5 protein-coding genes are annotated in these 11,962 nt (G+C 39.5%); 2 read left to right on the top strand and 3 right to left on the bottom strand.

The window, feature by feature from the left end; translation table 11 throughout:
• Positions 1 to 48: 48 nt before the first annotated feature.
• Together V6C71_15550 and V6C71_15545 are read right to left on the bottom strand one after the other, a co-directional pair.
• Positions 49 to 1,281 carry a glycosyltransferase gene (locus tag V6C71_15550; protein ID HEY9769884.1) on the bottom strand — a complete coding sequence of 411 codons (1,233 nt, stop codon included), beginning with the start codon at positions 1,279 to 1,281 and terminating at the stop codon, positions 49 to 51.
• 12 nt (positions 1,282 to 1,293) lie between these two features.
• Positions 1,294 to 3,063, bottom strand: coding sequence for a glycosyltransferase family 39 protein (locus tag V6C71_15545; protein HEY9769883.1), 1,770 nt, complete (start codon positions 3,061 to 3,063; stop codon positions 1,294 to 1,296).
• A gap of 78 nt (positions 3,064 to 3,141) precedes the next feature.
• On the opposite strand from V6C71_15545, the gene V6C71_15540 reads away from it, so the two are divergent.
• Complete coding sequence (locus V6C71_15540) at positions 3,142 to 3,765, top strand: acyloxyacyl hydrolase (GenBank protein HEY9769882.1); 624 nt, start codon at positions 3,142 to 3,144, stop codon at positions 3,763 to 3,765.
• Between the two features lie 280 nt (positions 3,766 to 4,045).
• Positions 4,046 to 11,716 (top strand): aminotransferase class I/II-fold pyridoxal phosphate-dependent enzyme, encoded by a 7,671-nt coding sequence (locus tag V6C71_15535; GenBank protein HEY9769881.1) that lies wholly within the window; start codon positions 4,046 to 4,048, stop codon positions 11,714 to 11,716.
• A 16-nt stretch (positions 11,717 to 11,732) separates the two neighbouring features.
• On the opposite strand, the gene V6C71_15530 is transcribed toward V6C71_15535, so the two are convergent.
• The gene (locus V6C71_15530) at positions 11,733 to 11,924 is read right to left on the bottom strand and encodes a hypothetical protein (protein ID HEY9769880.1); all 192 of its coding nucleotides are present in this window, start codon (positions 11,922 to 11,924) and stop codon (positions 11,733 to 11,735) included.
• Between the last annotated feature and the right edge of the window lie 38 nt (positions 11,925 to 11,962).

Raw genomic sequence — 11,962 nt, 5'->3', positions numbered from 1 at the left:
ATAATTAAACTAGTTTACTCTAGCTTGCAGAGAACTCCAGATAATAAATTAGTTAGACTTATTTTTAATTATTTCTTTTTTCCAAATCTCGACTAAATTTTTAACAGTTTGCTTCCAATTCCATTGTTGAGCTATTTGTTGAGCTTTTGCTCCCATTGACTGTCGTAAGTTATCATCAGAAATTAATAGAGTCAGTTTATTTAAAAAATCTGCTTTGTTTTGAGGTTGATATAAAAAGCCAGTTGAGCCATCTTTAATAGTATCAACAACCCCTCCAGCGCGGGGCGCGATCGCAGGTATTCCCGCAGCGGCAGCTTCTATAACTGTTAGTCCCCTGGTTTCTTTTTCGGAATTGGTAATAAATATATTGCCATTGGTTAGTAGTTCGGGTACAGTTTCGGGCGCAATTCTACCTAGTAAATAGATGTTGGACGTTATCTGTTTTAAAGTCTGTTCTATTTGATTTTTAAGTGTTCCATCTCCAGCAATGATAATTGCTATTTTATCTAATATTTCTCGTGGTAGTTCGGCTAATGATTCGCCTGCAAAATTCCAACCTTTGTCTGGAGTTAAACGTCCGATAAAGATTAGTTTTATTTTATTGTCTAGATGAGGTAAATTATATTGTTCGGTAAAAAAATTGCTAGTTCTTTTGATCTGATTAAATTGGCTTATATCGCAGCCTAATAGTTCAGCAAAATATATATTTTTAACCGCGATATTTTTAATCTTTTGAGCGGTATTTGGACTCGATACTAAAGTTAAGTCATAAGAATTATAAATTTTGGCAAAGATGAAGCTTAATATCTTTTTAATTAATTTATTAAATTCTAAAGGCAAATCAAAATAGTCATCAAAATAATCAATATAGTTGGTATGAAACCATGCCACACAAGGGATATTATTTTGTCTGGCGTACTTAACTCCTGGTAGTTTTAGCAAGCAAACACCTAATCTTTCAGCTTCATCAACATGAATAATGTCAGGTTTGAATTTGGCTAATTCTTTAATCACAATTTGATAAGAATTAATAGTTACATCTCGCTCAAAATCTAAGGCGATCGCTTTACTACTAGGTAAGCTAATTATTTCTACGCCAGAAAATATTTTACCTGTATATTTTTGATAATCTAGATAAATATATTTAATCGGTTTATAGTCTGGACAAAATACTATTACTTGATGTCCTAAAATACTAAGCTGTTCCAGCCTTTTATATACCGCGATCGTTACTCCATCAATTACTGGAAAAAAGCTAGAACAAATTATTGCTATTTTCATGAATTTACCTACTTAAGTAGCTAGCTCGACTATATAAAGATCTAGAGGAAATTCATCAGCACTAAATACATGGGATTTATATACCTGATTAAAATTAATTGTTTGATTATTTTCTAGTTTTTCTTTTAACTCTAGAGAAGGTTTGAGAACATATATATCATCGAATTGATTAAAATACTGATTTAATTTTTCTTCAGGAGTAATAATTTTGTATTTAACTTTTTCTATCAAAGAATAAGCCAAAGATACAGCATCCATCGCACCATTATATTCTGTAGTTACTAAAGCAGAATTACTTTGATTAATTATTTTTGCGATCGCAGGATTATTAATATTTCTTCCTTTTTGATAAAATGGCGACAAGCTTAGATTGCGTATGCAGGAATAAATACCCAAGCTGATAAAAGCAATTACAATTAACCGCCAGAATTTTTGTTGATTTACCGACTTAACATCAATCGTTGCCAATTTATTAGCCAAAGTATATGTCACGGCAATTAAGATTCCCAACTGTAAGGGAATTAAATATCTCGGGGCAGTTGAACTTTGTCCCTGATTAATAATATCGGTTAATACTAGAGGTACTGGGAGAGAAAGCATTAAGCTCAGAATAAATAGCCAGCGATCGCGATTAGTATGAGCTATCAAGTAGTATAAAGAATAAACGGATAGACTTAAAATACATAAGGCAACTAATGCGCCAATTATAGTTATCCAGTCCAGATATATATATTGAGATAATAATAAGATGCTACTTGATGCAGTTAGTAGCAAAGCAAGCTTGACGAGTCTTTGTTTCCAGCGCCGATGCAATTTAAGACTAGCTAATAAACCAAGAACCACAATAATTAAAACTACTGCCGTTTGAACTGGATTAGAGTTTTGAGAAATTGGTAAATCGCCAAAAACTAGTAAATTTGTGCCAATGAAAACAGCGATAATATCAGCTAGGTTAAAATTACCTCTCATCCAGCTCGTATTTTTTTTGAGTAAGTTAAAATTATTGAAAATTACTAATATCCAAGGCGAAAAAAATAGTAAAGCAATAATCGAGGATATCACATAACTCTTGATGATCTTCAACTTTCTTTGTCGGTGAACCAATAACAGATAAATACCCTGGAAAAAGGCAATATAGATAGAAAATAAAGAAGTATAAAAACTAATAGTCAAGCAAAAACTATAGAACAACCAAGATAGTTTATTATTTAGCCTAATTGCTCTCAAAAAACTGACGCTGATTAATAAAATTGTCACTGTCCATAAACTATAAGGACGTGCTTCTTGAGCATAAGCGGCGTAAAAAGGCGATACACTCATGAACATTATCGCTAGCTGGCTAACTAACGGTTGATCGAATAATTCTTTGCATAGCCAATATAGACAGGGAAAAACTAATAAACTCAACCAAGCTGACAGGCTTCTGATCGCCACTATGGAGTTTCCCCACCACTGCATCCATAGTCTGGTCAAGACAAAATAAAGTGGTGCGTGTTCTGGGCTTTGGATTAAAGCATTAAAACTATCTTGCCAAGATTTAGCTGAATTTACAGTTTGATATGAGGATAAAATACGGCGATCGACAATACCTTGTTGAATTAAATCATCAGTAACTTCGGGAATAGTATAGCCAGAAACTCGAACGGCAGTAGAAACTTCATCTACCCAAAAAACCTTATAATCCAGATTAGCAAAGCGAAAAAAGATTCCCAGCAAGAGTACAGTTATCAGTAAAATAACTGAAGTTAGATCGAATGCCTGTAGGTATTTTTTATAAGACATTTATCGTTGATAAAGTTAAGCTAAACTGTGGTTTGTGGTCAATGAATATTATTAATTTTGATTAAGCATAATACTATTTTGAGCAATAAAAATAACATCTATCATGGCATAACGTTTTTTGTAGGGATGTTGTTACTCTTGCGATCGCCCTCTCCCGCGCATTCAACTCCAATTAAACAACTCCAGGCTAAACGCATTCCGCAGTCACAATCTGAGCCTACCTTTGGGACTAAAGGTCAAAAACACTGGTACATCCAGGGTGCAGCAGCCACTACCCTAGACAGGAATGAGTCTTTTCCGCAACGCTTTGCTTTAGTAGGTGCAGGATTATCCAAATTTCTGTTCAATGGTCATAGTATTAATTTAGAATTAAACACCATTTATTTTAGTCAACCAGATGATGATGCTTTGGGGCTAAACTTAGCTCTTTTGATGCGCTGGCACTTTGTGCGTAAGTCCAACTGGTCGCTTTATGTTGACGGTGGTGCGGGGGTAATGGGTACAACAAGTGATGTCCCCAGTACAGGAGCAAGCTTTAACTTTACGCCTCAAGCTGGTGCTGGTACAAGTATCAAGCTTAAAAATAACCGAAGGCTAATGTTGGGGTTGCGCTGGCATCATATTTCCCATGCAGATCTATTTGGGGCAAATCCTGGTAGAGACAGCATCATGGGGTATGTCGGGGTACAGTTTCCTCGTTAATCATGCTTTACCGCCGTCCAATAACGGTAAAGGATACCGCTTCGCGTCGTCCGTGATAGAGTCATGCACGGGCATATGGGCATATAGCTATTAGCTATTAGCTGTTAGCTTTTTGAATTAAATTCAAATCTGACTAGATTTTAAATGCTACCTTGATTCACTAACGCCAAAAATATATTACCTAAACCTGCGTAAATTAAACTTAGCTAATCTACAACGGTTTATATATATGCTAATCTACACCACAGTTCATTAGTTTCCCACCGATCCACCGTCAACCATGCAATTAGAACCCATCGCCATTATTGGTATAGGCTGTCGTTTTCCAGGCGCGAACAACCCTGAAGCTTTTTGGTCAATGATTCGAGATGGCAGAGATGGAATATCCGAAGTTCCCGCATCTAGATGGGATGTAGACTCTTATTACGATCCAGACCAAAGCAAACCAGGTAAAGCTAATACTCGCTGGGGTGGTTTTCTTGAAGATATAGATCGCTTCGATCCCCAGTTTTTCGGCATCGCTCCCAAAGAAGCGGTAACAATGGATCCACAACAACGTCTATTGTTAGAAGTTGCCTGGGAAACTTTAGAAGATGCTGGTCAAATCCCCGAAGATTTAAAGGGTAGCAAGACAGGGGTCTTTATTGGTATTGGGACACACGATTACTCGATTATGATGTGGCAACAGCCTGTAAGCGAACCTTACGCCACAACGGGAACAGGAAACTGTATTGCAGCTAATCGTATTTCCTATAGCTTTGATTTTAAAGGCCCAAGTTTGGCAGTAGATACGGCTTGTTCTTCATCTTTAGTCGCGGTTCATTTGGCCTGTCAGAGTATTTGGACAGGAGAATCTGACTTAGCTTTAGCTGGTGGAGTAAATATGCTGCTGCTGCCGACGATTATGGTGGGTTTTAGCAAGGGTGGCTTTATGTCCAGTGAGGGGCGTTGTAAAAGCTTTGATGCCAGTGCTGACGGTTATGTCAGGGGAGAAGGAGCAGGTTTAATCTTATTAAAGCCTCTCTCTCAGGCTCAAGCAGAGGGTGATGATATTTATGGTGTAATTCTCAGTAGTGCGGTCAACCAGGATGGTCTAAGCAAAGGATTGGCTGCACCAAATCCCCAGGCTCAAGAGGCTGTATTACGAGAAGCTTACGATCGCGTCGGTATCGATCCAGCGCAGGTAGATTACATTGAGGCGCATGGTACGGGAACAAAAGTGGGCGATCCGATTGAAACCAATGCTTTAGGGGCAGTTTTAGGTAAAAATCGTCAATCAGGAAAATGCTTAATTGGTTCAGTCAAAACCAATATTGGTCATACCGAAACCGCAGCAGGTATTGCGGGGATTATCAAGGTAGCACTAGCACTTAAACACAAGCAGATTCCCCCCAGCCTGCATTTTAATACGCCTAATCGGGCGATCGCCTTTGAAGATTTAAACCTAAAAGTTGTGACAGAGTTGACTCCTTGGCAACAAGACAAACCTGTAATTACTGGGGTTAATTCCTTTGGCTTCGGCGGGACGAATGCTCATGTTGTCATGGCAGACGGGGCGACGGGGCGACGGGGAGATGGGGAGATAGAACAAGAATTACTTCCGCTACATTTTCTGACTATTTCGGCTAAGAGTAAATCTGCACTACAGGAGTTGGTCCAAAGTTATCAAGTTTTGCTTCAAGATACAGATAAATCTTTAGCAGAAATTTGTGTAGCGACTCAAAGACAACGAAGTCACTTTAATTATCGCCTTAGCTGTATCAGTAAATCGACTCAGCAGTTACACAAGCAACTGGCGGCTTTTACCTCTGGCAAGGAGATAACAGGATTGAAAGTAAGTACTGTTAATTCTCAGCCGAAGAAGATTTGTTGGCTGTTTACAGGACAAGGTTCGCAGTATGTCGGCATGGGTCAACAACTCTACAATACCCAGCCTGTTTTTCGGGAGGCATTAAACCGCTGTGCAGCTATTCTGGAATATTATTTAGATCGACCTTTATTGGAAATAATTTTTACCCAATCTAATTCTAATTGCGACAGCGATCGACAACTGGAAATTAACCGCACAATATATACCCAGCCCGCTATCTTTGCATTGGAATACGCCCTGGCTCAATTGTGGCTTGCTTGGGGTATTAAACCCGATTATGTTGCGGGGCATAGTATTGGAGAATATGTTGCAGCCTGTATTGCAGGAGTTTTTAGTTTGGCAGATGGTTTAAAGCTGGTTGCGCATCGAGGCCTGCTGATGGAGGAATTACCTTCATCGGGGGGAATGCTAGCTATCTTTAGTAGTCAGGTAGAAGTTGCTGAGTTGATTGCTAACTATAACCAAGAAGTAAATATTGCTGCCATTAACAGCGATCGCAATATCGTTATTGCAGGAAACAGTCAGACTCTAAAAGTAATTAAAGCTAAATTAGCTCAGATAGATATTAGCAGCACTCCGTTGGATGTTTCTCATGCTTTTCATTCTCCGTTAATGAAGCCTATGCTGGAAGACTTTAGTCAAATAGCAGCAGAAATAGCTTATACTGCACCCCAGATTTCTCTAGTTTCTAACGTCACGGCACAATTAGCAGGACTAGATATTACTAATCCTAACTATTGGGTAGAGCATATTATTCAGCCAGTTAAATTTGCTGACAGCTTCCAGTTTTTACTCCAGCAGGGAATTGATATTTTTTTGGAGGTTGGGGCAAAGCCAATTCTGGCTAACATCGGCAAAACAATCTTAGCCACTGAAATAAATTATTCTCCCCTGTTGCTGACTAGTCTGGCTCATCAACAAGATGATTGGCAAGTAATTTTAAATAGTGTTGCTCAACTATACCACCAGGGAATCAAAATCGACTGGCAAGCATTTAATCGCAATTGTAATTCTCAAGGTGTCAAACTGCCTACTTATCCTTTTCAGCGTCAACGATACTGGTGGGATCGAGCCAAATTTTGGACTGAAGCTAATTTAAACCAACAGCCATTACATCCTTTACTGGGCAATCCCTTAACCCTAGCTGCAACTTCAGAAATCCGTTTTCAGGGACAAATTGAGGCTAATAGCCCTGAATATTTGCCAGATCATCGATTGGAATCAGCAATAGTATTTCCAGCAACGGCTTACTTAGAAATGGCACTGGCAGCAGGGCGATATATTTACCCAGATTGCAACTTACGACTCGAACAGTTTTTAATTAAACAGCCTTTGATCTTAGGAGATACTACTCAACTTCAGACGGTGTTATCTCCTGGATCGAATTCAGTTTATCGAGTACAAATTTTTAGCTGTGCTTCTGGTGGTGATAAATTTATTTTACATAGCGAAGTTGAAGTTAAAAGATGCGATCGCTTGAGAAATAATCTAGACTTAGCTCAATTACAGTCTTCACTGCAACCATATTCAGATATTGCCGATTATTATCAAACACTAAGTAAACAAGGGCTTAATTACGGCATTAGCTTTCAGGGAATCAAGCAAATATGGCAGGGAGAAAGAGAAGCTCTAGGATATATTCAGCTACCAGATAATCTTGTCGATCGCGCCGATAATTATCAACTTCACCCCGCATTACTGGATGCTTGTTTACAGCTAATTGGTACGGTAACAGAATCTCACTCAGGAGTTTATCTACCTGTTGGTATGGAAACTTTGACTCTAGTTAAACCAGGCTGTATGCGGGTTTGGACTCATGTAACTATTAAGTCTACCCAAAGCGATCGCGTTTTAACCGCAAATTTGGTTTTAATCGATGATTCTGGTGATTTAGTTGCCCAAATAAAGGGCTTGTCTTTGCAGTATCTCTCGCTTCAATCTCTACGGAAATTAATCGATCTTCCAGCAGTCGAAAATAGTCTCACTCATTCTTTATATGAAGTTGACTGGGAAAATCAGGATTTAGATAATAAAAAGCGCTTTCAGGTTCAAAATAACGATGTTTGGCTGGTATTTGCTCAAGAAAACGAGCTATCTCTAAAAATAACCTCACAATTATCGGGTATCTTGCTGGCTAAAGGCGATCGCTTCACTGCATCAAAATTAAATACGCAATATACGATTAACCCCGATCGACCCGAAGATTTTCAGCAGTTATGGCAAACTATAGATTACGATCGCGCTGCTAATTTAAGAATTGTTTATTTCTGCAATCAAAGTGAACCAGGCGTTGTTAACGATCGAGACTGCGCCAGTATCTTCTATCTCATGCAGTCTTTGGCAGCAGCAAATCTCAACCTTACTCAACTAGCAGTTGTTACCAAGCAAGCTCAATATAAAGTAAATAATTTATCAGGGATATGGGGATTGGTTAAAGCGATCGCGCATGAATATCCTAGTTTAAGCTGTAGCTTAATCGATTTCGATAATCTAAATAGCGATCGTGTTTTCAAGCAGCTATTACCAGAATTACTATCTACCGGTGAAGAAACTCAGGTTGCGTATCACGATAATCAAAGATATGTAGCTAGACTGACTCCTAAAGACAACACCTTAAATAATCCCTACCGACTGCAACTATCTAACTACGGCACATTAGACAATCTTACTCTTGCACCTTTACAGCGTCGCTTTCCTCAACCTGGAGAAATTGAGATTGAAGTAGCCGCTAGTGGGGTAAACTTCCGTGATGTCTTAAATGCTTTAGGCGTGTTGCAAGAATATCTGCAAGCAATGGGATTTGCCGACTCAACTGAAGTACCCTTTGGTGGTGAATGTGCAGGAGTTGTGGTAGCCGTAGGAGAAGGCGTAATTAATTTTCAAGTAGGGGATGAGGTGATTGCAGCACAAGCTGTAGGTAGCTTAAGTAGCCATGTAACGGTGAATGCTCAATTTGCGATCGCCAAACCAGAACACCTCAACTATGCCGAAGCTGCGACGATTCCGACAACCTTTTTAACCGCTTATTACGGACTACATTATCTAGCTAAAATTAAGTCAGGGGATAAAATTCTCATTCATGCTGCTGCTGGTGGAGTAGGACAAGCTGCGGTGCAGTTAGCGCAGCAAATAGGTGCTGAAGTATATGCTACTGCTTCGTTAGGTAAGTGGGATTTTCTTAAGGCATCGGGAGTTAAATATGTAATGAATTCCCGCAACCTCGACTTTGCTGAACAAGTAATGCAGCTAACCAATGGCGAGGGTGTAGATTTGATTCTCAATAGCCTCAACGGTGATTTTATTCCGCAGAATTTAGCTATTCTGGCACCCCGGGGAAGGTTTATCGAAATTGGGAAGGTGGGCATTTGGGATCGAGCGCAAGTAGCAGCCAAAAGAGCAGATATTCGTTATTTTCCTTTTGATTTATTAGAAGTTTCTAACCAAGATCCCGAGTTAATTGCTTCTTTGTTTGCCCAATTACAGCAGCAGTTTAGCGATCGCCAACTACAGCCTTTACCCCATAAGGTTTTTCCGATTACCGAAGCTGATGATGCCTTTAGATATATGGCACAAGCCAAACATATTGGTAAGGTTGTGATCTCATTACCTGCCAGTAATCAGGTAATCAAAGCTGACGGCAGCTATTTAATTACAGGTGGTTTGGGTGCATTGGGTTTACTGGTAGCTAAGTGGTTAGTAGAAGAAGGGGCAAATAATTTAATTCTTCTAGGCAGAAAAGAGCCTTCAGCATCTGCTCAACAGCAAATAAACAAATTAGAACAGCAAGGCGTTACAGTTAATTTCATCCAGGTTGATATCACCGACGATCGTGCTGTAAAACAAATTTTTGCTACCTCTCCATCTCCCATCAAGGGAGTAATTCACACAGCGGGAATACTCGATGATGGGTTACTAAAAACCTTATCTTGGGAGCGTTTCCAAAAAGTATTGCAGCCAAAAATAACGGGTGCTTGGAATTTACATCAAGCCAGCGCCAAACTGCCTCTAGATTGGTTTGTCTGTTTCTCTTCGATCGCTTCTGTATTCGGTGCAGCGGGGCAAAGTAACTACGGGGCAGCTAATGCCTTTATGGATAACTTGATGAGCTATCGCCGTAATTTAGGCTTACCAGGGTTGAGCATCAACTGGAGTATTTGGGATGAAGTTGGTATGGCTAGCCGTTTAAGTTTCCAGCAACAGCAAAGACTAAGGCAACAAGGATTAAGTGCGATCGCACCCCAACAAGGACTACAGGTACTAAAACAATTATTGCAGCAACAGGCGGATCAAACGATTATTTTCCCCGTAGATTGGGCAACTTTCTTACGCCAACAGCCAGCCAATCCTTTTTTTGCCAGATTACAGCCCCAAACGGAAATCGAACCAACTTTAGCTTCTGACTTTTTGCAACTATTAGCGCAAACCCCAGAAAGCCAACAGCACCATGTTTTACAGGAACATATTCGCGAGCAGATTGCCAAAGTATTAGGCTTTAGCGATCTAGAAGATATCGATACCCAAGAAAAATTTGCCGATCTCGGTATGGATTCATTGATGGCGGTAGAGTTCAAAAACCATCTACAGGCTAGCCTGGGTAATGCCATATCTTTAACGGCTGCATTCGATTATCCCAATGTGGAACTGTTAACCAATTACATTGCCCAAGAATTATCTTCTGAGAATGTTTTGCTGAAAATAGAGCCAAAGCAAGCTAAAGAGATATCCGTGCAGCAAATAGAGGAAATACTAGAGGCGCGACAAGGCTTACAAGATGAACCCATGTTTCCTCATAACCCTGCAAGTTTTGCATCTAAAAACAACCTTCAGGAAAAACCAGCAGTTGTACCGATAAAAACCAGCCAGTTCGAGATCGAGCCAGAATATAGCCAATTCAAACTAACTCCCGAATATATCAATCTCCAAAAAGATTTAGCACGAGTCGAAAAATTGGGTAATCCTTTCTTTAGTCTGCATCAGGGTATTGCCCAAGATACGATTCAAACTGATAATCGTATCTTAATTAATTACTCCAGCTACAACTATTTAGGAATGTCTGGAGATCCTGAAGTGATTGCAGCTACTCAAAAAGCGATCGCTCAATACGGAACTTCAGTCTCTGCCAGTCGGGTACTATCAGGTGAGCGTCCAATCCATTTAGAATTAGAAAGAGAAATAGCCAATCTTATTGGTACAGATGATGCCATTGTTTATGTTGGTGGTCATGCTACTAACGTTAGTACTATCGGGCATCTTTTTGGCAATCGGGATTTAATTATCTGCGATTCCCTAAGTCACAATAGTATTAAAGAAGGCTGTAACCTTTCAGGGGCAACAGTTATTGATTTTCCCCACAACGATTGTCAGGCTTTAGAAGCTATTTTAGAACGAGAAAGAAGCAAATATCAAAAAGTATTAATTGCGATCGAGGGTATTTATAGTACTGATGGCGATCTTGCTCCTTTAACCAAAATTGTGGCATTGAAGCAGCATTATCAAACCTTTCTACTGGTAGATGAAGCTCATTCCATCGGTGTCTTAGGCTTATCTGGTGGGGGAATTAGAGAACACTTCGAGCTAAAATCGACAGATGTCGATCTGTGGATGGGAACACTCAGTAAATCTTTCGCCAGTTGTGGTGGCTATATTGCTGGCTGCCGTGAATTGATTGAGTATTTAAAATATACTGCCCCAGGGTTTGTTTTTAGTGTGGGTATGTCTCCTGCTAATACCGCTGCTGCGTTGGCTGCAATTAAATTGCTCAAATCTGAACCAGAAAGAGCGATCGCACTGCAAAGTAGAGCTAAATTTTGCCTCAATCTCGCTAAAAATAAAGGTTTTAACACTGGCTATAGTGCCGATTCTCCCGTAATTCCAATTATTGTCGGCGAGCCGCATAAAGCAGTATGTTTAGCTCAACTTTTAAATCAGTCAGGAATTAATGTCAACCCGATGGTATATCCTTCAGTTCCTTACGATGCTGCTCGACTGCGCTTTTTTATTACCTGTCTGCATACTGAAGCCCAAATTCAATTGACGATGAACACTTTAGAACGACTAATGCAGCGGGATACTGATAATTAGTCTATTTTTACTACTTTTAAGGATTACTTTGTGACGGTATAAGATCGCCAAATATAATGCTTTCTTGTAGGCTAACACTTTGATTATTAACCTCAGGCTTTTCCCAACTAAATAGCAGGATAATAATAATTCCCACGGACACGCTAACTATGAAAAATTGGCTTAATTCTAAATAACGATACATCTCTTCACTTTTATTTTCTACCACACTACTGATTACAGTAGCGAACGGCAGACGATGAATTT

Origin of the sequence: Coleofasciculaceae cyanobacterium (genome assembly GCA_036703275.1) — a bacterium.
In the GTDB taxonomy this organism is placed as follows: Bacteria; Cyanobacteriota; Cyanobacteriia; order Cyanobacteriales; family Xenococcaceae; genus Waterburya.
The sequence above is the reverse complement of the archived record's forward strand: the minus strand, read 5'-3'. Positions and strand labels throughout refer to the sequence as shown.